23 protein-coding genes, 1 tRNA gene and 1 pseudogene are annotated in these 24683 nt (G+C 45.4%); 13 read left to right on the top strand and 12 right to left on the bottom strand.

All coding sequences use genetic code 11. The features are described 5' to 3' along the window. Complete coding sequence (locus PG915_RS17855; RefSeq protein WP_353499766.1) at positions 1-846, bottom strand: LysR family transcriptional regulator; 846 nt, start codon at positions 844-846, stop codon at positions 1-3. 225 nt (positions 847-1071) lie between these two features. Here PG915_RS17855 and PG915_RS17850 point away from each other — a divergent pair, with 225 nt between their 5' ends. The 5 genes from PG915_RS17850 to PG915_RS17830 all read left to right on the top strand — a co-directional run bounded on the left by PG915_RS17850 (position 1072) and on the right by PG915_RS17830 (position 5533). After that, positions 1072-1587, top strand: a complete 516-nt coding sequence (locus tag PG915_RS17850) for an outer membrane beta-barrel protein (RefSeq protein ID WP_353499765.1) — start codon at positions 1072-1074, stop codon at positions 1585-1587. A 92-nt stretch (positions 1588-1679) separates the two neighbouring features. Further along, positions 1680-3302, top strand: a complete 1623-nt coding sequence (gene gntH, locus PG915_RS17845; protein WP_353499764.1) for a guanitoxin biosynthesis MBL fold metallo-hydrolase GntH — start codon at positions 1680-1682, stop codon at positions 3300-3302. Between the two features lie 63 nt (positions 3303-3365). Then, positions 3366-3743, top strand: coding sequence for a hypothetical protein (locus PG915_RS17840; RefSeq protein WP_353499763.1), 378 nt, complete (start codon positions 3366-3368; stop codon positions 3741-3743). Beyond that, positions 3740-4189: a hypothetical protein gene (locus PG915_RS17835; protein WP_353499762.1), complete on the top strand. Its 450-nt coding sequence runs from the start codon at positions 3740-3742 to the stop codon at positions 4187-4189. Before PG915_RS17840 ends, PG915_RS17835 begins: the two co-directional genes overlap by 4 nt. Positions 4190-4648: 459 nt before the next feature. Further along, positions 4649-5533, top strand: a complete 885-nt coding sequence (locus PG915_RS17830; protein WP_353499761.1) for a DMT family transporter — start codon at positions 4649-4651, stop codon at positions 5531-5533. Between the two features lie 57 nt (positions 5534-5590). On the opposite strand, the gene PG915_RS17825 is transcribed toward PG915_RS17830, so the two are convergent. Next, on the bottom strand, positions 5591-8650 hold the full coding sequence (locus tag PG915_RS17825) for an efflux RND transporter permease subunit (RefSeq protein ID WP_353499760.1): 3060 nt from the start codon (positions 8648-8650) through the stop codon (positions 5591-5593). A 252-nt stretch (positions 8651-8902) separates the two neighbouring features. Here PG915_RS17825 and PG915_RS17820 point away from each other — a divergent pair, with 252 nt between their 5' ends. Both PG915_RS17820 and PG915_RS17815 read left to right on the top strand, forming a co-directional pair. Further along, positions 8903-9223, top strand: a complete 321-nt coding sequence (locus PG915_RS17820) for a hypothetical protein (RefSeq protein WP_353499759.1) — start codon at positions 8903-8905, stop codon at positions 9221-9223. 181 nt (positions 9224-9404) lie between these two features. Further along, complete coding sequence (locus PG915_RS17815; RefSeq protein ID WP_353499758.1) at positions 9405-10223, top strand: hypothetical protein; 819 nt, start codon at positions 9405-9407, stop codon at positions 10221-10223. Between the two features lie 104 nt (positions 10224-10327). Here the strand turns inward: PG915_RS17815 and PG915_RS17810 are convergent, their stop codons facing one another. After that, on the bottom strand, positions 10328-11008 hold the full coding sequence (locus PG915_RS17810) for a hypothetical protein (protein WP_353499757.1): 681 nt from the start codon (positions 11006-11008) through the stop codon (positions 10328-10330). Between the two features lie 257 nt (positions 11009-11265). After that, positions 11266-12425 (bottom strand): annotated as a pseudogene (locus PG915_RS17805) (IS3 family transposase). A gap of 241 nt (positions 12426-12666) precedes the next feature. Between PG915_RS17805 and PG915_RS17800 the strand changes: the two are divergent. Beyond that, complete coding sequence (locus PG915_RS17800) at positions 12667-12960, top strand: hypothetical protein (protein ID WP_353499756.1); 294 nt, start codon at positions 12667-12669, stop codon at positions 12958-12960. Positions 12961-13077: 117 nt separating this feature from the next. Here PG915_RS17800 and PG915_RS17795 read toward each other — a convergent pair whose 3' ends face one another. Next, complete coding sequence (locus PG915_RS17795; RefSeq protein ID WP_353499755.1) at positions 13078-14109, bottom strand: HlyD family secretion protein; 1032 nt, start codon at positions 14107-14109, stop codon at positions 13078-13080. Next, the gene (locus tag PG915_RS17790; protein WP_353499754.1) at positions 14109-14567 is read right to left on the bottom strand and encodes a magnesium transporter; all 459 of its coding nucleotides are present in this window, start codon (positions 14565-14567) and stop codon (positions 14109-14111) included. Before PG915_RS17790 ends, PG915_RS17795 begins: the two co-directional genes overlap by 1 nt. A gap of 420 nt (positions 14568-14987) precedes the next feature. Here PG915_RS17790 and PG915_RS17785 point away from each other — a divergent pair. Further along, positions 14988-15071 (top strand) — tRNA-Leu (locus tag PG915_RS17785). Positions 15072-15134: 63 nt separating this feature from the next. Next, entirely contained in the window at positions 15135-15734 is a 600-nt protein-coding gene (locus PG915_RS17780; protein ID WP_353499753.1) for a DUF2913 family protein, read from the top strand. Between the two features lie 132 nt (positions 15735-15866). Here PG915_RS17780 and PG915_RS17775 read toward each other — a convergent pair whose 3' ends face one another. Further along, positions 15867-16292 carry a universal stress protein gene (locus PG915_RS17775; protein ID WP_353499752.1) on the bottom strand — a complete coding sequence of 142 codons (426 nt, stop codon included), beginning with the start codon at positions 16290-16292 and terminating at the stop codon, positions 15867-15869. 328 nt (positions 16293-16620) lie between these two features. Here PG915_RS17775 and PG915_RS17770 point away from each other — a divergent pair, with 328 nt between their 5' ends. After that, positions 16621-17280, top strand: a complete 660-nt coding sequence (locus PG915_RS17770) for a nitroreductase family protein (RefSeq protein WP_353499751.1) — start codon at positions 16621-16623, stop codon at positions 17278-17280. A 46-nt stretch (positions 17281-17326) separates the two neighbouring features. Here the strand turns inward: PG915_RS17770 and PG915_RS17765 are convergent, their stop codons facing one another. From PG915_RS17765 to yghU, 4 genes are all read right to left on the bottom strand, one after another. Beyond that, positions 17327-17917 (bottom strand): LysE family translocator, encoded by a 591-nt coding sequence (locus PG915_RS17765; RefSeq protein WP_353499750.1) that lies wholly within the window; start codon positions 17915-17917, stop codon positions 17327-17329. A gap of 1 nt (position 17918) precedes the next feature. After that, positions 17919-18692, bottom strand: a complete 774-nt coding sequence (locus PG915_RS17760; protein ID WP_353499749.1) for a class I SAM-dependent methyltransferase — start codon at positions 18690-18692, stop codon at positions 17919-17921. 86 nt (positions 18693-18778) lie between these two features. After that, positions 18779-19606: an AraC family transcriptional regulator gene (locus PG915_RS17755; RefSeq protein ID WP_353499748.1), complete on the bottom strand. Its 828-nt coding sequence runs from the start codon at positions 19604-19606 to the stop codon at positions 18779-18781. A gap of 151 nt (positions 19607-19757) precedes the next feature. Then, positions 19758-20618: a glutathione-dependent disulfide-bond oxidoreductase gene (yghU, locus tag PG915_RS17750; protein ID WP_353499747.1), complete on the bottom strand. Its 861-nt coding sequence runs from the start codon at positions 20616-20618 to the stop codon at positions 19758-19760. A 515-nt stretch (positions 20619-21133) separates the two neighbouring features. Here yghU and PG915_RS17745 point away from each other — a divergent pair. Then, a complete protein-coding gene (locus PG915_RS17745; protein WP_353499746.1) occupies positions 21134-21601 on the top strand; it encodes a hypothetical protein in 468 nt (155 codons plus the stop codon). Positions 21602-21711: 110 nt separating this feature from the next. Here the strand turns inward: PG915_RS17745 and glgC are convergent, their stop codons facing one another. Then, positions 21712-23019, bottom strand: coding sequence for a glucose-1-phosphate adenylyltransferase (glgC, locus tag PG915_RS17740; RefSeq protein ID WP_353499745.1), 1308 nt, complete (start codon positions 23017-23019; stop codon positions 21712-21714). 586 nt (positions 23020-23605) lie between these two features. Here glgC and PG915_RS17735 point away from each other — a divergent pair. Beyond that, entirely contained in the window at positions 23606-24529 is a 924-nt protein-coding gene (locus PG915_RS17735) for a DnaJ C-terminal domain-containing protein (RefSeq protein ID WP_353499744.1), read from the top strand. The last annotated feature ends 154 nt before the right edge of the window (positions 24530-24683 follow it).

Raw genomic sequence — 24683 nt, 5'->3', positions numbered from 1 at the left:
CTATTGATACTGGTTGTTTTGAATCACCGATTTCAGTATTTCTCGTGCCGCCTTGTGGTCTTCATCGTTTACAAAACGCCGGTGGTAGATCATGCGGTGCTGTACGTTGCGTATTTCCAGTGGAATCGGGAATATTTTCAGGTTTAACATTGGAGCCAAATGTTTGGCGAGCGACAGCGTTGATGCACCTAGTAGATTCGTTGTGGCTGCGAGAGCAAGCATACTGGAAACCGATCCTGTTTCTGCTTTGATGACTCTTGGTGGGCTGGGCTTTTGCGACAAATAATCCATCATATTGGCGTTGTTACGACGAATTTTCAGGGCGATATGTTGGGCTCGATAGTAGTCTTCGTAAGAGAGCGAGTCACCGATATCTGGATGATCTTTTCTGCACACACAAACTGCTGGTTCTTCAATAATGTCTTCCACAACGTGTGCTTGGCTGGTGCTTGTGGCGAAATCGATCGCAAGGTGAACCTTTTGTGAGTCTATATCGGCGAGCAATTGTTTTTCACTAAGCGGTGCCTCAACAAAAGAGAGCCCAGGTAAATCACAAACCAGATGCATTAGGCTCTCGCTACAGTAGACTCGAGTGATCTCTTGTCGCTTTTCTATCGTCTCGAGTACCGCGAGCGGCATTTCGATCTTATCGGACAGTGCCACGGCCGCGCCAGTTGGTGCGATCCCCCTTCCTGATCGAACGAACAACGTCTTTCCCACTACACTTTCTAATCTTTTCAAGGCTGCACTCACCGCTGGCTGAGTAAGGTTAAGCTCTTCTGCTGCTAGAGTGATAGAGCGGTGTCGATACACTGCGCTAAAAGTGGATAGAAGGTTTAAGTCCATAACAAACTGGTCTGAAGGATGATATCTCTATCCTAGCAGAGGGTTAGGTGCTGTCAATTAGGTGAGATGGCTTGCTTTGTAAGAGAGCCATACCAATCAGTGCATAAATGAAATTTATGTTTATTGGGTTCTTTGCTTTATTTATATTATTTTCATAAATGCTTAAGCTTATTCTCAACAGCACAGGGAGGTGATTGCTTGTTCAGAGATTAAGAGAATTCAACTATGAAAAACATTCGTATCATTTCCATTATGGCGTTGTCCGCGCTGGTCTTCACTGGTGCTGCCAACGCTCACACGACAGATTCTGACTTAAAGTTTAGAGGCGGTTTGGGTTATACCGCCCTTGAAGGTAACCACTCGGCAGTCAATGCCACAGTGGGGTTGGAGCTTAATCAATACTTAGGGATTAACTTCGATCTCTACAAAGGCACTGATAGCAGCATCGATTATACCGGTGGCGGTTTTGCTTTGGAGCTTGGCTACAACGTTGCTTTACCAAACAGTTTTGAGCTTCGCCCTTTTGTAGAGGGTGGCATGACGACAGGTGTCATGAACAATGAAATCGAGGGCATGAACAGAGATGGTCATCTTGGTTTTAGCTCAAATATTGGTCTTCGAGTTCAGCACGAAGAAGTGCCTGTTTATGCCGAGTTTAAAACCGACATTCACACTTCACACACCGACGCCCGTTTCTTACCTGAAAATACGTTCCTAGTCGGTTTTCGACTGCCCTTATAGCGTCTATTTTAACCAAATCTAGCGAGCGTGCTCGCCCCTTAATACTAACTTTTTAATCACCAACCCTACATTGTGGGTGTGGAGAGATCACTATGCGAAAAATTCACCAATTAAGCGTTATGACTGGCGCGATCCTCATGTCGAGTGCGGTACTCGCGCAGAATCCGTTTGAGCACTATCAATCAGAAAACTCAGCCAGTTTTTCAGGCTACAAACACTACAACTACGAACAAAATGTCAGTACGGACGAGCTGATGAAGCAAGGCGGTAAGATTTACTCCTCTCCTGAGGAAATCCACGCCATCTTACAAGGTGGTCTCAAGACCGACATTCAAACGGGAGAAGAGCTTTGGAAAGAAGGTCTGATGTTTGACGGTATTGAGCCGATGGATCATATGGTTACCGCTGCTAACTGGTTCCCAAGAACGGAAGAGGTTCAGCACAATGAAATGCGAGTGACCTTCATGGGTACTTCTCCCATGATTCGACCAGGGCAGGCCAATACGTCAATCTATGTAGAGCTTGGCAATGGCGATAATTTTGTGTTTGACCTGGGTGAAGCGTCCATTGCCAACTACATTGGCGCCGGTGTCGCTTTGAACGAACTCGATAAGGTGTTCATCACTCACTTACATGTCGACCATTTTGGCTCACTACCTTACTTGTATCAGTTTGGTGGTTGGAACGGTCGCTGGGAAAAGCCGCTGACGATTTATGGTCCTTCTGGTCGTAACCCAGAAGATGGTACGCGCCATATGGTTGAAGGCATGCTGCAGATGCTTTCGTGGCACCAAGATGCCTTCGATGTGTTTCCATCTGGTAACGATATAGAGGTGGTGGAATACGACTTCAAAGATGATGGCGGTGTGATTTACGACGTTGATGGCGTAAAAGTGTCTCACTGGCGTCGTTCACACGCTAAAGATGGCGCATCTGCGTACAGGCTGGATTGGACGATCAATGAAGAAGAATCGTTATGTTTTGTATGGACAGGCGATGGCCGACCAACTGAGCTTGATATTGAATATGGCAAAGGCTGTGATTTGTTTGTCACCGAAGTACAAACCGAGTTAGTAGGGCTTGCTTCTATCGTACAGGGGGTGCCTGCCTTCTTGACGCGCTACACCATCGATACGCACCACACCTCTGGCTACGCGGCAGGTTGGCTTGCAAATCAGGTACAGCCAAGGCTGTTCATGACGACACACATGGAATTTGACCCTTATTACAACAACGAGACGGTAGCCCAGGTTCGTGAACATTGGAAAGGGCCATACCATTTCGGAGCTCCAGACATGATCGTCGCCAACATTACTCCGGACAAAGCGTGGGTGCGAGAGGGGATTATTCCAGATTTTCCGAATAACCGAGCACCTCAATTCAACTTAAACGACGGCGAAGTGTTCCGAGTACCAGTGCCTAAAAATTCGAGAGCCGATATTCAAGAGCAAGAGATTCGAGACCTAGAAATCGATGAGTCATTGTATTACCCAGAGGGGTATCACCCTGAACTGCTTAAAGAATGGCCATTGGATCGTGATTTGATCGTACCGACCGAAGTGTTGCCAGAGAGCATGAAACGCGGCATGGGTGAGAAGCAAAGAATGGTGGATGAAATGCGTAAAGCCCATGGCCTAGAGCCTCGTTCAGTCCATAGAAAGTCGTCTTCAGATCCATATCGTGATACTCGCGAAGACAACACCAAAGAACAATAACCCTTACTAGCGGGTATTACATACGATGCCCGCGCTCCAACCGCTTTTTATCGAGACCACATTATGTTTAGACGATTGACCACTTTCACATTAATAACTATGAGCCTGACAGGAACAGCAGTATATGCAGCACAACATGATCATGACACGCTCTTTAGCCGCGACAATGCCGTTATGGCCGCTGCCGCTGTAGAGACAGTAAATACCTACTGCGTTGAGCTTGGTTCGATGACCTCCGAATACTCAACTAAAAATGCCACCATGATTCGAGAAACTATCGAAGGGTTATCAAGTGAAGTATTACACGAGGCCTATACCTTCAGCGAAGACGATGAAATATATCTACAAGGTGTCGCTCTTGGCAAAAAATTGATTCAGGAAGCTGAACATAAAGGGCACGTGAACCAAATGTGCGTTCAACCAGAGGAGACAACGTTATGAAAAAAATCGTACTTAGCTTGGTAGCAATGATTCCAACTTTGGCTCTTGCTTGTGGTGCTCACGTCCATAACACGTTACCGCACTATGAAAACTACACGGAGTCACTAGTTGCAATGTCGGTTTGTAAAGTGAATGAGCATATATCGGAAGAACAATCAGCGGTGTGGTTTAAAAAATTGGCGTGGGTAGCAAACGGCAAGGACGAGGAGTTGTTTGAACACTACGCTCACTTTGCCGCGGATCATGTAAAGGAGATTGCGAATGATTCTGAAATGCTACCCAAGTGGACGAGTGACTATTGTAAAGAGCAGTTTTTTGATGTGATGGCGATGGATCAGGTTGTCCTAGAAGATCTTTATGACGAGCAGGAATTGGCCGATCGAGATTTCAATCGCCATATTAAGTCGTCAGGTAGCGAGAACTCGTTAGAAAAGCCTCAAGCATAGTGTTTTTACCGAATGGCCTATTCACGATTGAGCGGTGATTAAGGAGTGAAAGCCGCTTTCCTCATTGCTCCTCATTTTTGCTTTCATCTATTTCAGCGATGTCTCCTTTCATGGTAATAGTGGATTCGCGAGCAACGACTTGCTCACCACTGAAGCGACAGGCCTCTATAACGAATTGACTAATAACGTAATGAATCGAGTCGGTGTAAAGCTCGATGACAATGCGACGGAGAAAAAAGCGGGCTGCCTTAACATCTTAATGCCAAATAGTATTCCTGGACTAAGTCGCGAGGTACGAATAATCGCACCTTCCGATTTCTAACTTAATGCAAGCCAGTTTAGCATTACGCGAAACTGGCTACTTTCGGAATCGCAATCTGGATTAGACCTAAGTGGGAGTTGTGGTTTCAATATCCATGGCGCAAAGTAAGGGAAAATTATTGATACAAAGATAGACAGATGGATTTAGCGAGTTTTCTAAGGTTGATTCTTCTTGCCTCAATATGGGGCGGCTCCTTTTTATTTATGCGCATAGCGGCCAACGTAATGGGGCCAGCGGTACTGATTGAAGCGAGAGTATTTTTTGCGGCCATTGCTCTGTTGGTCGTTAGTATTTATCTAAAGAAGAAACTAGAGTTCAGCAAGCATACTCGACACTTTTTTATCATTGGACTGTTCAATACTGCGCTGCCATTTCTATTGTTTGCTTATGCCGCGCAAACGTTGAATGCCTCCACATTGTCGATTCTCAATTCAACCGCTGCCATTTGGGGGGCGGTGATAGGTGTTTTCTGGACCAAAACACCGCTAACAAAGCGTGGGGCGCTTGGATTATTGATAGGTATTATTGGTGTTGCTGTGTTAGTTGGTTGGGATGCGGTACGGATAGGTGAAGAGGCGACGTTACCGATTATTGCAGGGGTGATGGCTGCGTGTTGTTATGGCATTGCGACCAATTACGCAAAGAATGCGCCTTCCGTACCGGCATTTAATAATGCGCATGGCAGCATGTGGGCAGCCTGTTTGATCGTGTTGCCGTTGATACCTTTTGTACCGATGAGAGAGTCGCCGACTCAAGAGGTCTGGCTAGCGGTAGTATTGCTGGGCGTTGTCTGTACTGGGGCGGCATATTTGCTCTATTTTCGTTTGGTTACCGATATTGGGCCGTCTTCCGCGTTGTCGGTCACCTTTCTAATTCCGATGTTTGGAATACTATGGGGCAATTTGTTTTTGGGAGAACCTATCGGCATAAACACTGTAGTCGGAACGATATTGGTTATTAGTGGCACGATGCTTGTGACGGGATTCTCTTTATCATCATTTAGGAAAGTCCGAGCCCGGTAAGGTTGGAATGAGGTCGACTTGCCACCTAATTTAGACAGTGGCAAGTCTTTGGGGTGTTTATACTTGGGCTGTGGTAGCAGGTTTGAAAAGTTCTCGAGTTTGTTGAATTACCACAAAAAATACACTTGCCATAATACACCCAATAAAAGTAGCGGTGACTATGCCACCAAATGACGCCCAACCAAGAGCTTTTTGGCCGCCAGAGCCGACAGCGTTCGCCAGCATTAAGGGTATCAATCCAACCCCGAACGAGAACGCGGTCATAAACACTGCGCGAGCACGCAAGCGGAGTGCTTGAACCGCCGCTTGCTTAATCGTTAGTTCACCGTCATCGCGCAGCGTTTTAGCGAACTCGACAATAAGAATCGCGTTTCGAACCGTCATACCTATCAGCAAGATGGCCGATAGCTGGGTAAGAATGTTGATGTTGCCACCAATATGAATCACGCCTTCAACGATACCGATAACCGCTGTTGGAACGGTCAACATAATCGCGAGAGGGATCAGCCAAGACTCATACTGCGCGACTAACACTAAGAAGGTGACTAGCAGAGCAAGCCCCATGACTAGGGCAACCGTATTGCCCGCATTGACTTCTTCTTTTGCTGCGCCGGTGAACTCAACACGATAACCAAACTCTTCAGCAAGCTCTTGTATCGCCTGGATAGCTTGACCCGTAGCGACGGTTGGAATGACGTCGATGAATACCCCTTGCTCAGCGTTATAACGAGTAATGAAATTAGGGACTTTGATTTGTTCTACATCGAAGAGCTTGTCGTAGGTGATACGTTTGCCATTTGGTTTAGACAGCCCTGTTTGTTTCAGTGCCTTCGGGTCCAATCGATAATTGGGGTCATTTTGCACCATCACCTTGTAGTTTCGTCCACCCATATTGAATGTGTTGATGTACATACCGCCAAAGTGGGTTTGCATGCCTTCGACCACATCCGAGAACGTAACACCATATTTTAGCAAGTCGTCACGCTTGATATTGAGTTTCATGGAAGGTTTTGTCACTTCGAACTGAGCCATCGCTAGGCCAATTCGCTTATCTTCCATTAAGCGTGTGTTAAAGTCCATTGTGAGCTTGTAAAGTTCACTGGGTGTTAATTCCGGTGCAAGCAAAACGAAGTTTACGCCATCGACCATACCTAGCTCAGGAATGACAGGTGGTTTAAAAGCAAAGGCTTGGATCTCGGTATTTTCAGCTAAAACGGCATTCACTTGGTCTGTGATAGCGACGTCTGTAGCCGTTCGGCTTTGCATATCATCAAGCGACACTAACATCATGAAACTGCTCATTTCTGCCGTTCCAGTTAACAGATTAAATCCAGATGCCTCAACACTGGTGGAAACGCCAGGTAGCGCATTGAGCTGCTTGGTCAGATTGGCTAGATATTGGTCGGTTTGTGTCAATGCCGTGCCTTGTGGGAAGCTTCCAACCACAAAGATAGCGCTAGTATCTTCTTCTGGTAGGAGACCGGTTGGTAAGCTCGCGCCTCGCTCTACCGATAGATAGAGGCCACCAACTAGCAGCGCGATGGTCAGTATTGGTAAGCGAGTTGCGGTCCATGCTAGACCGGTAAACGCTCGGATTTTCTGTGTAATAACCCATTCAACGGACTTTGCGATGGCATTTTTCTTCGGCGGCTTCATAAACAGTGCACAAAGCGCGGGAGTCAATGTCAGCGCCACTAAGGTTGAAACTACCACAGAGGCACATAGGACGATGCCAAACTCAGAATAGATAGTGCCGGCCATGCCTGGAATAAATAGTGAAGGAGTAAAAACGGCGAGCAACACGAGCATAGAAGCGACAATCGGAGAGAAGGTGATATCTAATGCTTTAGATATTGCCTGCTTAACCGTCATCTCTGGATGTTCGTGGAGTTGGTGTTCGGCGTTTTCAATAACGATAATAGCGGCATCCACAACAATACCAATCGCCATCACCAGACCAAACATGGAGATGATGTTGATTTGAATACCAAGTCCGCTCATGACCGCAAACGTGCCAATAAGAGAAACTGGAATCGCTGTTACTGTAATCAAGGTCAATCGAAAATTTTGCATAAAAAGGAGCGTGACCAAGGAAACAATGGCAACCGCGAGGACTAAGGTTTCTACAACGCTATAAATGGCGCCATCAATAAAGGTGGTAGCATCGTAGACGGTTTTGATTTGGTAATCGCTAGGCTGTTGTAGAAGGGATTTAATGCCGGAGGCTACATCCATTGCGTTGGCTTCTGGAGTCTTGTAGATGAACAGCACTGCACCGTTAGCGTTTTCACCATAAGCATTGGCGGTATAGATTTCGCTGCCTAGCTCGATTTCTGCGATGTCTCTTAAGAAGATGGTTTTTCCCAGCTCGTCTGAGCGAACGACGATGTTGCCGAACTCTTCCGGGGAGGATAAGCCACCCTCGACGGTAATTGGGAATTCAAACTTATCGTTGACCACGCTGCCTGCGGAGGCAATCTTATTTTGGGTGGCGATAGCATTATTGATTTCATCGACATTGATCGAGTAATGCTTCATTTTGTTCGGGTTGAGCCAAACACGAATCGAGTATTTCTTTTCACCAAGTACATCGACTTTTGACACGCCGTTGATACGCTGAATTCTCTCTTTTAGCGGGCCGCCTGCAAACGCGCTGATCTCGATAGCCGATGCGTCGCCAGACGGGTCAGTAATTGAGATGCCGAGCATTAAGCCATTAGAGAGCTTCTCCACTTTAACGCCATTTCGCATCACATCGCCGGGTAGCTCCGGAAGGGCAAGATTGATGCGATTTTGTACCAAGTTAACGGCTTTGTCTGAATCAGTACCACTTTCAAAAACGACTTCCAGTGTATAGGTGCCGTCTGCACCGCTGGTGGACTTCATATACTCCATTCCAGCGACTCCATTTACCTGTTTTTCAATTTCAGGAGCGACAGATTTCGCCATAACATCAGCACTAGCACCGTCCATAAACGTGGTGACTTCTACGGTCACCGGCGCAACATCGGGGTACCTTCCTATTGGGGAGTTGGCGGCAGCGATAGCTCCAATAAGAGAGATTAAAAGCGCAATAACAATTGCAAACTTAGGCCGTTCTATGAACATTTTAAACATGTTAGCTACCCATTGGTGAATAATTGTTCCGAGTTTACGCCTGGGTATTTTTAATCACAATTGATCGGCTGACTGTTCTATCAGCAAACTAAATAGCAAATATTTGAGGTTCGAATAGCAAGGTTTGACATCGTGTCTGAGGAGCTAATTTAGTGACTATGTATTTGCTGATGAAATAGGAGCTATTTTTCCCGTGAGTTTTATTGTCGCTACAGTGGCACTCCTTTCTAAAATTAATTGGATGAAACTCGAATGAAAAAACTGTTAGTAACGACCATGATGCTTGTCGGCGTGACCCCTGCACTTGCTTATCACCCATGTGATCCTGGCAATGCGGTTACTGATGCGGTAGAGGGAGCTGTCGTTGGTGGTGTGGTTGGTGCGATGGCTGGTGATGCCAAAACAGGAGCGATGATTGGTGGTGCAGCTGGCATCGTTGATGGCGCATACGACGAAGCAGAATGTGATGCGTTAGTGGATGAGGCGATTGTTGACGAGGTGAACGTTGCGGATTATGAAGACCGAGTCGTCGACGAAGTCATAATTGACAGCGCGCTAGACGAAGGATGGTAGTGATCAGGTCGAGGTTTTCGTCAATTCTTTTGTCGGTATAACTGACCATAACTCCCTGAACTCTATTGATAATATAAAGGTCAATAGAGCTAGCGTAATAAATGCTATAACCTTGGGTTAATTGTTCTATCCCCTCTCGACCCTTAGTCTGCTCGCGTCATTTATTTCTAGGATTAGTTTCATGCGCGCGAGCATTACCCTTTTAAGCGCAGCTGTGGCTGCGTGCTTCTCTTTTTCTTCTTATGCTGCTAACGACTCGGATACACAGGTTCAGGACATGTCAGACCCTCTGGCGGTTTACACCCAAGCCGGTGCTGGTGCTTCTGATAAAGGTCTGAACTTTAAAGTAGGCCGTACCTATGACACGGGTAACCCAGAGACCATGGCGATGAATATCATCGAGGTTAAAGGCGTGGTTGGTGAGTACTTAGGCTGGTCAGGTTCAAGCCATCGTGATAATTCCATTGATAGTGTTCGTTTTCGTAACTTCAGTGTAAACACGACGAATGGCCGAGGCTCTCAGGTTGATTTGAACTACAACGTGGAGCAGGAGAGCTTAAACGCCTCCTACAGCTTCATTCAAGCGCTACCAAAGCTGGGTAACCTAAATCTCTATCCGCTAGCCGGTCTAGGCGTCAATGTGAGAAATGGCGAGTTTCAAGGCTGTGAAAATATGCCAAATGTTGATTGCCCAGTTGAGAAGCAAAACATTGGCTATACCATTCCAGGCACGTATGCAGTTGTAGGTGCTTACACCAAGTATGCGATTACCGATAAGCTGTGGCTTAACTATAACCCAATGTGGTTGACGACCATTTCAGGCTCAAAATCGTATGTTGAGAATGCGTATGGACCGGGTATGGACTCTATCTTTACCAACGAGTTTGCGGTGTCTTACCAGTTTACGCCGCGCTTTAACGTGCGCTACTTTGCTAATTGGACGCAGGAGCAAAATTACTTTGATGGTGACCAAAGAGTGGAATTTAACTACCAGTTCTAATTGTGTGGTATAAGAGTTTCATTGAGCAGGGACGCTCTAATCAAGAAAGGAGAGAAGATATTCATTCCCTCGAATACCTTTGATTTATTGGGAATTAGTGGAGATTAGAACGGGAAGACAATGCCTACTTTGCCATAGGTGTTACGCTTGTCATCACCGTGTTTACCTTCGTTACCAATCTCAACGTATGGGATCATGTTGTCGATAGCAGTAAATGTCGCACGCAGTTCAACGTTGTAGGTCATGTCTTTGCTTTGGTCGCCAGAAATTACTTTCTTTTCGTGTTGCTTCTGGCCTACCACTTTAGCGTTTAGATACATGCGTTCTGTCAGTTGCTTTCCAGCAGCTAGGTCAAAGCGAGTGATGTCGCCGCGAGCAGTGCCATTGTTTGAGTTAAGGTCGATATCTTTACGCAAGCGGAATGATGTATCAAACATATCAGCAACGTTACCGCCTACTGTTACACCAAACTTGTTTTGATCATTAGCTGGTTGTTGGCGACTTTTCTTATCAACAAACTCGTACTCACCTTTTAACCAAAAGCTTTCGAATTCGTGCATGTAGTTAACGTTGTACTCGTTCTCAAAGTTTGCTTTGCGTTTAGCTGAAAGACCAAATCCTTCATAACCGATGAATGCTTTGATTCCAGAACCGTTAGAGGTTACGTATTCTGTTTTGCCATCAACAAATTTAGCATCGAGTTCAATACCACCAGTTACACCTTCTGCCATTGCACCTGCAGAGAATGCAGATGTGATTGCGAGAATGATTGCTGTTTTTTTCATTTCGTTATTACCTATATTATTGTTTTGCCCCTGTAATTGGAGCGGCACAAAGGTACCTAAAAAATGAAATGTGACTAAATTAGGAAGTATTCGGTATTTTGATTGGTTGATTGGTTGATTGGTTGTTGGAAGAGCAACCCTCCCTGCCTCCCCTTATTAAGGGGAGGAGCTACTGGCTCACTACGCATCGCTATTTAACTTAAGCGATGTGACGATAGGAGCGAGCCTGTATTTCTCCCCTTTTATAAGTGTAGTGGTCAACAAATTCCGGACACTAACTTAAGCCGATTTTCGGCAGTAACTGGCGATAGCCCATCATTTGCTTGATGAGGCCGTTGCCTATTGTAGTAATCCATCAAGTAATAGCTGATATCCTTCTTTGCCTGAGTTTGGGTCAGGTATCCAGTAGCTGGTATCCATTCGGTTTTTAAGCTTCTAAATAGCCTCTCCATAGGAGCATTATCCCAGCAGTTACCTCGACGACTCATGCTCTGAGTTATGCGATATCGCCAAAGCCTTTGACGGTATTTAAGGCTACTGTATTGGCTTCCTTGGTCTGAGTGGAACATCACGTTGCTAGGCCGTCCTCGTTGTTCCCAAGCCATATCCAAAGCTTTGCAAGTCAACTCTGCGTTGGGTTTGTCTGATAGCGCCCAACCCACTACTCTGCGACTAAATAAGTCGAGTACAACAGCCAGATAACTCCACTTTGAACCGGATCAGATGTAAGTAATATCGCCACACCAAACGTCATTTGGAGTGGAAACTGAGAACTCACGCTTCAATCGATTGGGGATATCTGGTCGCTCTAGCTTAGCTTGCTTATAGCGATGCGAGCCTGGTTGTTTGCTCATCAGCCCGGCTTCTTGCATAAGCTTGCGTACTTTGAAGCGTCCGACATCGAAGCCTTCAGACTGCAGCATAGAAGCAAGAGTCCGACTTCCGGCAGAGCCACGACTCATGTTAAAGAGCTGCTTAACTCGGCTGACTAACCGAATACGATTGGCATCCGGCTTTCGTTGTTTAAACTCGTAGTAGCAGGAAGAAGCTACATCGAACAGCTCACAAAGAACTTTGACCGGTTCATGCTCCCTCAACTGGTCAATTAGCGAGAACGTTCGAGTTCGTCCGACATTAAGAGAGCTGTGGCCTTTTTTAGTATGGATTTTTCTCTTTCCAAGCGATTAATCCTAGCTTCTAACTCTTGGATCTTCTGCTGTTCTGGCGTTAGAGCTTTAACCGCTGGCGTTTCTCCGCCGCGCTCAATCTTTAGTTGATCTACCCAGCGTCGTAAGGCTGTATCGCCGATATCTAAGGATCGTGCCGCCTCAGATATTGAGTAACCTTGATCAAGAACCAAGCTTGCGGCATCTACTTTGAACTCAGGAGAAAATGTACGTCGTTGTCGTTTTGTCATTGAACACCTCATTTACGGTGGAGACTTTACCACCTAATTTGGTGTCCGGGATCATTAAACCACTACAAAGGGGGAGTTAGAGGGGGTAAATGCGCAAGGCTAATAGATTTACGATAGATTCAAAGTATCACTCTAAACCTCTCTCACCTAAACTTAAAAATGAAACACGCAATAAAACATCGCTTTAGGAGCTAAGCGACACCATACCCTTAAGCGTTATATCAAAACATGGAGAATACCGATGAAGCCAACCGTAACACTATCTACTCTCATTCTATTGACCGCTTGCAGTGCACCGATAGATCAAGTGTCAGGTGTTGCGAGTGATGATCTGTGTAGTGCATTGCAAAAGGGGAGTGTGGCGGAAAACAGCACCATGATTAATGGTGAGGAAGTGACGATGGATAGTGTCTATGGAGAGCTGACAAAAAGAGAACTTAATCCTTATGAAAAAGGGTGCTTTGGTAGTCAGAAAAAAGCCATAGAGTATCAAAAGCGGCAAGAAAAAATTGTCGCAGAGGCGTTAAATTACTAGATTCAATGCAAAAAGCACCTCAACAATGTTGAGGTGCGGTAGACCCAATTTTCCATTCCAAGTTCCAATCAGAGTTCCAATAACGTTCGGGTCTCAAAGGGCTAATGCCAAACTCTGTTATAGCGCGTTCAAGTAGGCCTTTAGCGCCTTCAGTCGAACAGTTGCACCACCGATGATGTCCATAAAACCGAGTTTAGGTGACGGCTTGTTGGCAGATATCCAGCCAGAGCCAGTTGCACCAAGTGGTACGTTGTAGCCTTCTGGTTCGTTAAACTCGATGATGACTGTACGACCATGGCTGCTCGTGTTATTGCCAACGTGCTGTCTTACATGCTGCGTGGAACCTTGTGCAGAGACGGTGGCTTCACCAGTATTGCTCGTAATGCTGTGCACTCGGCCTCGAAACACTTCGCCAGGGTGAGAGTTAACAAAAAACTCTGCAAATTGCCCTTGCTCAATATAGCGATAGGTTTGATCGCTAACGCGCATTTCAACAAACTTTCGGTTGGTATCGAACAGATGCAAGTTGCCAGTTCTAGAGCCTTCAGCAATGTTTATAACGCCTACAATTCCGTCGAATGGTGCACGAACCTGATTTCGGTCGTTCAGCCACTGCTTCTGACTGATTTGCGCGCTGATGCCATCCATATCCGATTTGGCAGCCATGAGATCCGCATGACCTTGCTGAATTTGGGTATGCAGTTCATCGCGCTCTTGCTCGGAGCTAAACTCGTCGAGATTGATTAAGCGGCGATGGTTTTTTTCATCGATAGCAATCTGCTCTTCAATGCTGGTAATTCGATGTTCCGCTGCCACTAAACTCGATTGTAAACTTTTTAGTTCATGATCCGTATCTTCCGATTCCAAGGTGTACAGCAAATCGCCTTTTTTCACTTCTTGGTTGTGGGTGACGTAGATCTTTTTCACCTGTTGGCCAAATAACGGGCTCAACACCGCATGCGGCGCTTTGACTGTGGTGCTATCGGTCAAATCTGCCGGTGACCAAAAGCGGTGCGCGGTAAACAGCATGAATGCGAGGAACACACCAAACCCGACACTAATAACCGCATTACGCAGTGTCCATTTAATAACGCCAAGTTTGACCAGCAGCCAAATAATCAGCACATAAGGAAGCATGATTTCTTTCATTACGCGTCCTCCGACTTTTTATTACCATGGATGCCACTGTGAATTACTTTACTCACAGCGCTTGCGACTGCATCCCAGTTGGTAAAGGCAATAATAATGGCCAGTACCCACCAAAGTTTGTCGATGAACAGGCCACATAAAGACAGAGCGAATACTAGATTAGCATGTGCGCTTTGCATGTATTGACTGCGGTGTACCGCAACTTCGTGCAATTGCCACAGCAGATAGAGCACATAGGTAATGATGGACAGGGTGATAACAAAAATCACGCCCATAAAGAATTCAGAATTCAACAGACCAAGAATGCTAGGCAAGTCTTGTGAGAAATAGTCGGCAGGCAGTGATTTACCATGAACCGTAGAGAGCTGAGCAAACATATAACTCAGAGAGAGAAAACCGCCGATGATGACAGCGGACTTAGTACTAAAATGTAACGCTCTTTTTATTAGTCTGAACATGTTTGTTCCCTGATTCAGGCTATCCGTAGCGATTTGGGTGATTGGGATTTGGATAAAGAGAGTGTAACCAAGGGTTTCCTTTGGATACATAACGCAAAATTGAGTTCAAATATAAACGCCAGTTATGTGTTAGCCGATGGCAACGTCAATGATTGGCTTTGGGCGAATCTGCACTATGTTTGTGGGGAAATAGGTTTGTAGAAAAATAGGTTTATAGAAAATGGGCTTACAGGAAACTATGCTGATGGGAATAGACCAGTGGATGTCAAATATTCAAACTGATGAATTATTCACCGAACAAACTGATTTTACTGCATTTATCCAAGCAAACGCTATACAAGCAGAAAATCGTCAGTTAATATTTCAACATCCGCTAATTAAGTGGACGTCAATGGATACGGCAAGCAACGTATCATCGATGCCGAGATGGTGAAATTGGTAGACACGCTAGCATGAGGTGCTAGTGCCTTTGGTGTGAGGGTTCGAGTCCCTCTCTCGGCACCATTACTCCTTTCCTTATATTACCTACAGACTACGATGCAGAACAAAGGATCCAGTTCAAAGCAAATGAGTACGTCTAACTCGGAATCAATCCAGCTTTTGACCGAGGTGTCTCTGCACGCCCTGTTATTTCTAGAGTTTCACAAACTTGATCGCAAATCACAGGTCTTTGATCGTGAGAAAAAGAATGAACTCTTGGTTCGCTGGCTGAAACCGAAACTTAAAAGTAACAAGTACAAATCGATACGTAAGCAACTGAAAACAATGAGCTTACAAGCTAAGAAATCTCAAGTCGATTTAGAAGACGTACTGCTAACAGGTATAGAAGCCAAACCAGAAGCTTTGCAGCCTCACCTTGATAGCTATCTGCTATTGATACGTGAACTGGAGAAAAAGCTGGGTACGACAGCGCTATTATCAACGCCGGAAAAGGTCGATTTAAGCCACGATGAAAATGGCTGCTTGCTTTGTGTACTGTCTAACGATCTTAATGCCCACTTCGGCAGCAAGAATCAAATGATTGCGGATGTTTCGATTCTGTTTCGCGGTACTATTCGTGAGAAACATCTATTCCTCGGAGCCATTTACGCCAACGAAATCTTTGCTTACCAGATCCAATACGAAGACGATAGCTTTGTTCGCATAATGCTGACTTTAAATAAATAACAGCTCCAACGTCACCGCCGTCAAAGCAATGTCTATTTATGGAAGCAGAGCATACTTAATGCAAGCCCAAACACTGGAGTGCTCAATCTTTAGCACCGAGCAACAAGCTTTGGGCTTGAATGGTGTTGTGTTTCAATCTTCCATAGGAACAACAAGCACGTCCACTGGAGAGCTATTAATGACTTGGCGAGATGCGGATATCAGCTTGCTCCAGAAGTCGTGGTGGTGACCACAGATAAGAAGATCAAAGTCATTTTCTGCAATAGCAACTTTTACTTTGTCGCCAAGATCGCCAGTTCCAACGATGAAATGCTTCAAAGTGCACTTAGCATACTCGGCGAAGCCGTGTAATTGCTCTGTCGCTTCGACAGTCAAGGGTCTTTGTTCGGGAGCGGTGACTAAATCAACCAGCTCGTGATAAATTTCACCATGTGTACCATCGATATGGATGAATGACACATCTGCGTCCAACAGTTCTGCTAGAAAAACGGCTCTATCAATCAACACTTTGCTCTCGTCGGAAAGCTCCAGTGCGACAAGGATATGTTTATATTTCATGACCATACTCTCTTGCTGCTAAACCTACTTAAAGCATAGCGTTTCGTGGCGTATTTTTTTGTCGATGGGATCGCGGTTCGGCGATAAATTAATCAAAGGCACAATGAGTTCCCCTTTTCTTGGTTCATTGTGGGTGGTTTTGTCCATAATGTCTGGATGATTTGTCTATTTTTCTGATGGAGCTTTGGCTTTAATCTACCCTCATCGCCAATGTTGGCACTCGGTTAAGCACCGCCGCATTGACTCTTATGTCACTGTCGGAAAGAGTGCGAACTAGCTAAGTCGTTTAAGAAATAGTCATTACAGAATATAGAGTGGAGAGTGCAAAGTGACTCATCAAATTATCAAAGATCTGAATACTCGTTATACCGCGAAAAAATACGATGCAACAAAACGTATTTCTGCAGAAGACATGGACGTGATCAAAGAGGCTATTCGTCTATCTGCGTCTTCAATCAACTCGCAGCCGTGGAAGTTTATTGTGATCGAAAGTGATGAAGCGAAGCAGCGTTTCCACGACACTTTTGCGAATATGCACCAGTTCAACCAACCACATGCGAAAGAAGCGTCTCACACGATTCTGTTTGCACATAACCCGCACTTTACTAAAGACGACTACAAAAAAGTGGTTGATGTTGAGGTGACATCGGGTCATTTGCCAGCAGATATGTACGATCAAATGTTGAACGGTGCGTTTGGCTTTGCAGAGCTAAACACGGATGAAAGTGGCTTCAACGGTCAGTGGACAAAAGCACAAACCTACATTGCGCTTGGCAACGTACTTCACACGCTTGCTCGTATGGGTATTGCATCGACTCCAATGGAAGGTGTGGATCCAGAAATGATTGGTGAGCTCTTTAAAGATGAACTAGGCGGTTATGTGTGTGATTTTGCACTTGCACTTGGCTACCACAAAGACGGTGAAGACTATAACTACGGTCTACCTAAGTCTCGTCTAGCTCAAGAAGATATTATTACGGTTCTATAAGCGCAATCGATGCAATTGAAAAACGGCCACTAATTTGGCCGTTTTTTTATACTTGAAGCATCAATCCGCTCAACCCAAGTGCAATAAACAACAGCCCTGTTAGTCGATTTATTGTCACGACATATCGTTTAAGAAACCGAGCTACTTTTTCCGTTGCGAGCGACAGTAACAGGTGTATTGACAGCGTAATCACCACGAGCTCTAGAGTTAGCAGCGCGGCTTGCAAGGCAAAGTACTGCTCGCTTTTCACGAAAAGTGGAAACAGCGCACCAAAGAAGACAATGGTTTTTGGATTTAGCAACGAGATCAGCACGCCACTCTTATACCCATAGGAGCGTGATTCAATCAGCGCCTGGCTTGTTGAATAGTAAATCGCACGGCAGCCTAGGTAGATAATGTAGCTGCTACATAATCCGGTCATGACTTGGTAGGCAAGAGCGTTCGTATGAACTAGGGTCAACAGCCAAGAGTTAGACAGTATTGATGCCAGCAATAGCCCGGTAGAAATACCGAGTATAACCGGAATCGTCCGTTGCATATTCTGGTTTAAACTGTTGCTCAATACCGCCAGCATCCCCGGTCCCGGAGATGAGGCTGAAGCTATGCAAATGGTGATAAACGCTAGCTGACTTTCCATCTTATTCCTTAATGGCCGTCATCACTGTCATTGGCCAATTGAGTGCCCACCCCGTTGGTGTGCGGCGAATGCCAAGTAGTCGCTCTGCATCATCCAAACTGTGTTTGTGAGAATACTCAGGCTTATTGGAATGAAGGAGTGACAGGAAGACACCGATATCTTCTTTTCGCTCAAAATGCCACTGTAGTGCAAGATCAGTGAACTTAGGCTCGCTCCACCCAGTAAGTTTGCACAAACTTTTGGCGTAAGGTTTGCTCAAAAAGCTGACTTCGTGGCCCGTAGTGCATGAAATAGCCACATGCTCATCAAAATAGTCTGATAGCTTAGTGCCACTGAAAATGTCACAAATCACCAGTCGTGCGCCGGGCTTAGCAAACTGCGCCAAGTTGCTCAAGACGGCCTCTTTACTCTTTACATGGTGGAAAGCGCCGCGTGACCATATAGCATCGAGCTGAACCCCTTCAGAAAGAGAAATATCTTCTGCAGGCCTTTGCATGATGGTGATATTTTCATCTGCTCGTTCGTAAATGGGTCTTAATTGGTCTGGAGAAGGGTCGACAACAAATAGTCGTCCTTCAGGACCAATAGCGGTAGAAATATCGAATGAGAAAAAGCCACTTCCCGCTCCAATTTCTAGTATTGACTCACCGTATTGAGGGGAAAGAAAGTCATACATCATTAACGTGTCTTCTTTCCAACACTCAGGAAATTGATTCAAAGCCAATTTGTACGAACGAGATCGTTCTGTCGAGAACTCGACTTGATGTAACTCCATTTTGTTTTTTACTCCAACTAACCTAGCTACTGACGTTGTTATTTTATTTGTTTATTCAGTCGCTACTCTAATGAGTCTGGGGTCAGTTATCTTGTAAAAAATTGTTGTTGGTAGGTCTTTGGGTTGATCCCCATGGCGCTGACGAAGGTTTTGTGAAAGTGACTTTGGTCATGGAAACCACAGGCTACTGCGACATCAATGGGCTTGTGTCCTGCCTTTAATAAGGATTTAGAATAGCTGACTCTTTGTTGGACTTGAAATTGGTGAGGAGTAACGCCTAAATGTCGTTTAAACTCATGGATCAAATGATATTTACTTACACCGGTTAAATGCGCCAGCTCATCGAGTGAAACCTTATTGGTGCAATTGTCAGCAAGATAATCACGGGCAATAATGATGTTGGATTTGGCATCCAAACCATTAGTATTCGCGAGTCTAGATGAGCCGTATTGCAAGATGATTTTTACTAGTAACAGCTCTAAGTGACTCTCGACTTCAAGTTGCTCTCCACCACTATGAATAGTAGAAAGCAGTAGGTGCATTTGCCGTTTTAACCGGTCATCAGAGATGATGCTTTCACGAAATGATGGCAACCCATCTTTCGAGTACATCTCTTTATAGATATCGCGCACTTGCTGTTCACTTGGGTAGATACCGCGATATCGCCACCCTTGCTCACAACCTTTGCTGCCGGTATGGATCTCGTCTGGACTGATAACACAAATATCGCCACTGATGGCATTGTGAGTAGCACCTTTATGAAAGAATTGCTGAACACCTGCATCAACAAGCGTAATCACAAACTCACCATGTGCGTGTTTGCCAAATGTGGTATCGATAAACTGTGCGTTGATGACATCCATTCCATTGAATGCCTCAAAGCTTGCCAGATGACAGAATTCTTCTTTAGACATTTATATCAACGTTCCTTGTCACACTCCTTGTAAAAAATAGCGGTGTGCCGATATTCAACACCGCTATTTCTGTGGAGCCTATCACACAAAATGAGGGCTTTCTCTAAGGGTAGGCTCCTTTTGTGCACCTTGTTGCAATGTCAGTATTATTTTATTTAGGCTGTTTGGCGAGGACTTCGTCAATATCGGATGCACTGTGGCGCTCGGCTAACGTTTCCCATTTTTCTCCCCACACACGGTTAACAATACGGCCTCGCTTCACCGCTGGACGTTCTGCAATATCTTTTGCCCAGCGTATTAGGTTAGGGTAACTTTCAACATCTAGGAACTGGGCAGCGTCGTACTGATTGTTGATTACTAAGTTGCCATACCATGGCCAGGTAGCAATATCTGCAATCGTGTACTCGTCTCCCGCAAGGAACTGATTCTCAGCTAGGCGCGCATCAAGAAGGTGAAGTTGGCGTTTAGTTTCCATTGTGAAGCGATTGATTGGGTATTCGAATTTTTCTGGTGCATAAGCATAGAAGTGGCCGAAACCGCCTCCCAAATAAGGCGCTGAACCTTGCAGCCAGAATAACCAGTTCATCGCTTCCACGCGCTTGTTAGCTGTTTTAGGTAACAGCGCATCAAATTTTTCAGCGAGATAAAGCAGAATATTCCCCGACTCAAAAACGCGAACTGGCTCGTCGCCAGTGCGATCCAGTAAAGCTGGAATTTTTGAGTTTGGGTTCACGGCTACAAAGCCAGAGCCAAATTGGTCGCCATCACCGATTTTGATGGTGTAAGCGTCGTATTCCGCCTCTGTCTTACCAAGTGCAAGTAGTTCTTCAAGCATGATAGTGACTTTTTGACCGTTGGGTGTTGCTAACGAATAGAGCTGTAGCGCATGCTCGCCAGAGGGAAGCGGCTGTTCGTGTCTTGCTCCTGAATCAGGTCGGTTGATACTAGCCCACTGACCACCACTTTCGCTATCGTGCGTCCAAACTTTAGGTGGAACATATTGATTCGTCATGCCTTTGCTCTCCATCATATTATTGCAAAACACGCCATCGTGCTGATTGAAAATCCTAGCTGGATTAGTGCAAGTCTTCAATATTATTGAGTAAAACTTAAATTATATCTTATGACTATGTGACATTTGAGGGAGGTTGAAGAGTGGCGTGCAGAAGGCGTAAAAAAAGCGGGCATTGTCGCCCGCCAAAACGTTATTCAATAAATTAAATTCCGTAATACAATCCGAAGAGGCATTTCCTCTTCAAAGGGTTAATCGCATCAAGAGAGAGAACGCTTGGTTCGGCTGTGACGGCCATCGCCAAGCTATACTATCGACGCGGTAAGTCTATTATGACGATATGAGCGTAATTTTCTATAACTGAAAAAATCAGTCATTTGTAGTACATAAATGGCAAATAGTGTCAAAAATATGGCCAAGTCACATTATTGGTGTAACAAAACATTATTGTTTATCTAAGCACTTACCGGCTGTTATATTGGGCGCACCATTTACTTCTCTGGAGCTGACACATTATGAGCCCGCTACCCAGTGATGGATATATTTGCTATTTGGTGACGGAACACCTCAAGAAGATCCTCTCGGAATCAACCAACATTAAACTGTCGCTGTTCAATTTTTTTGTCCTTCAGTATGTCGACAAATGTTCAGAGCAAGACTCGACCGAATGCACTCAATATATGATTAGCCAAGCTTTTCTTGCTGATACCTCTAAAGTGAACAAAGCGGTACGTGAACTAGAGTCTGCGGAACTTCTGACAGCTACCAAGATCAAGCAGAGTGGTCGAATCAAAAAGATACTTGCTGTCACCCCGCCGGGTAAAAAGTTGATAGAGATACATCGAGCGAAAACCGATGCGATTGCCGAGCAGTATCTGACGGCGGTTCGTGGCCGCGTCAATGCCGATGAGTTGTTTGAAGCTCACAACACCACTATGGCGGCATTTTATGATGCGCTCAAGCTCTATAAGAGTGCTTGTTGAGTAAAAAAGAAGCAAGTACTGCTACTGGTACTTGCTTCTAATGGTTGTTGTCTGATTCCCTAGTTACCAGCTAACTAGCTGAGGGAAGGAGCCACTCAGAGTCGGTGTTTTTACGAAATAATCGCTTCAGGGTTTTCTTGGTGAGAAGCGGTATTGCTTGTTTCAAACATCTCAGAGCAAACCAACACCACACCACTTTCGGTGACGGTGTAACGTTTTTGGTCTTCTTCAAGATCATAGCCGATCACAGTACCATCAGGGACGACACACCCTTCTGCAACAATCACTTTCTTTAGCTTACAGCTACTGCCAACTACGGCTCGCGGCAACAAGATGCTGTCTTTCACTTCCGCAAAGTCTTCGACGCGAACGTCCGAGGAAACCAAGCTATGGTCAACCTGACCACCGGAGATGATAGCACCTGCGCAAAGGACTGAGTCAACAGCGAAACCTCGGCGTTGTGGGTCATTGAATAAGAACTTCACCCCAGGTCGTTGCACTTGGTTGGTCATGATAGGCCAGCTGGTATCGTAAAGATCAAGTTCTGGTGTCGGTGCAAGCAAGTCCATTGTTGCAGCGTAGTACTCGTCTACATGACCCACATCGCGCCAATAGCCGTTGGCACCAGGATGACCACGCTCGGTGAACACGTAACCTTTGACCTTCTTGCGGCCAATAAGGCTAGGGATAATGTTGTGTCCAAAGTCGTGTTTATAGTTTGGATCATCTAAGGCTTGTCTAAGCTCGGCATCCAACACGTCTACATTAAAGATATAAATACCCATTGAGATGAGCGCCTTATCTTTATTGTTTGGCATTGGAGTTGGGTTGGCTGGTTTTTCTACAAAGTTGATGATGTCACCATCTTCATTAAGACCCATTACGCCGAATTCTGACGCCTGCTCAATTGGTTTCTGGATACAGGCAACAGTGACATCCGCACCGCTTTCAACATGGAAGTTGATCATGCGCGAGTAGTCCATTTTGTAGATGTGGTCACCGCCCAAGATCAACACACGTTCAGTGTGGTCGACACGTTTGATGAGGTCGAGGTTTTGGTACAACGCATCGGCCGTACCGCGATACCAGTTTTCCCCAACACGTTGCTGAGCAGGGATAATGTAGACCCCTTCACCTAGCGCAGAATAAGACGACTGCCAGCCAGATTGGATGTGGCTTATTAGATCGTGCGCCATATATTGGGTAAGCACGCCAACTCGACGAATACCCGAGTTGATGCAGTTGGAGAGTGTAAAATCGATGATTTTGAACTTCCCGCCAAAGGATACCGCAGGTTTTGCGATATTTGAGGTGAGTTCTTTTAGTCTAGTGCCTTTCCCACCCGCTAAAATCATCGCGGTGGTATTACGCAAACGCGCATTACTAGAAATGTGGGAATATTGGTTTTCCTTCGGCATTGTATAACTCCTTATATAACAGCACAAAAGACGTTTTGGGGGAGTGTGATGTGTGGCAAACCTTCTATGGATAAGCTCTCTATGACCAATACACTCAAAGACGTCGTTAAATCATTTACTATCAGAACAGAACTTTACTATGCAATCTAGCCCATAAAACCTAAAGTTTGATCAAAAGAGATAATCTTGATGTTCAATCACACTCCATTGGGGATGAGATGTAATTGAGAACTAGGTTATCTAGAAAATGGGGTAGGATTCAAACGCCAGTTCCGTTCTGCGTTGAATAAGTGAACTAGTAAAACTAAACACATTGTGTGACATCACGGTGACAGATTTAGCCTCGATGTGGGGCTGTTTGAAACAGCGCTGTGCATGATAGTGGTTTATGCATGGTCATGCATCTGGCTTTATTGCTGACTGAGAATCTTGGTTGTTTGAATATTGGTTGGCTCTGCGGTGAGTAAGAGATTTAAGAAAAAGTTGAGTTATGGGCATAAATACATAAACTTATCGGAATTCAGGGCGTCGCGGAAACTCGAACGCCCTTTTTATGTTTGAGTAAGAGAGTGAGTGAGGTTTTAGCATGTCGAAAAGAGATTATTACAGCGTGCTAGGTGTCTCGAAAGGAGCCTCAGAAAAGGACATCAAAAAGGCCTACAAGCGCTTGGCGATGAAATACCATCCTGATAAAAATCCTGGAGACACTGCAGCAGAAGCGAGCTTTAAAGAAGTAAAAGAAGCTTACGAGGTGCTAACGGATACTAATAAACGTCGTCAGTATGACCAGTTTGGGCATGCGGCGTTTGAAGGTGGCGGTTTTGGTGGTCACGGCGGTCACAGCGGTGGTGGTGGCTTTGATGATATTTTCGGTGATGCATTTAGACAGCGTGGCGGCGGATTCGGCGGTGGCGGATTTGGCGGCGGTGGCTTTGGTGGTTTTGAGGACATTTTCTCTCAAGCTCGTGGCGGACGTGGCCGCCCCAGAGCAGAAAAAGGTCAAGATCAGGAATACACGTTAACCGTTGATTTTGTCGATGCGATTCAAGGTGCCGAAAAGGTAGTTGAACTGCCAATCAACGGTGAGAGCAAAAAGATCAATGTAAAAGTTCCGGTTGGCATTAAAGACGGAGAGAAGATCCGCTTCTCTGGAAAAGGTCGCCCAGGTATCAATGGTGGCCCAGCTGGTGATTTGCTATTGACCATCGCGACTCGTTCTCATGCTTTTCTTGAGCGTGATGGCAATGACCTTATCTGTTTGACCAAAGTTTCTATGGTCACGGCAGCTTTGGGCGGTGAAGTGGAAGTCAATGTGTTGGATAGCCGCTTTAAACTCAAAATTCCTGCTGGAACGCAATCAGGTCGAAAATTCAAAATGACCGGCCGTGGCGTGACGAGTCGTAAAGGTGAAACGGGTGACCTATTGGTAAAAATTCAGGTAGACACTCCGACGAATCTTACTGATAAGCAACGTGAACTGCTTGAGCAGTTCAAAGCAACGCTTGCATAACGAAAATGTTTCGCAGGATTCAAAACAGCCACGATACCGTGGCTGTTTTGCTTTCTATGCGATAATACCTAGTCTACGACTAGAGACCAAACAGGCTTCTAAATAGCGCCCTTTTGGGGTTTGAACTATTCTTAAGTTTACCCGTAAGAAAATG

This window comes from Vibrio sp. CB1-14, from assembly GCF_040412085.2.
GTDB classification, from domain to species: Bacteria; Pseudomonadota; Gammaproteobacteria; order Enterobacterales; family Vibrionaceae; genus Vibrio; species Vibrio chaetopteri.
Note: the sequence above shows the minus strand (reverse complement) of the source record. Positions and strands in the feature narration are given on the sequence as shown.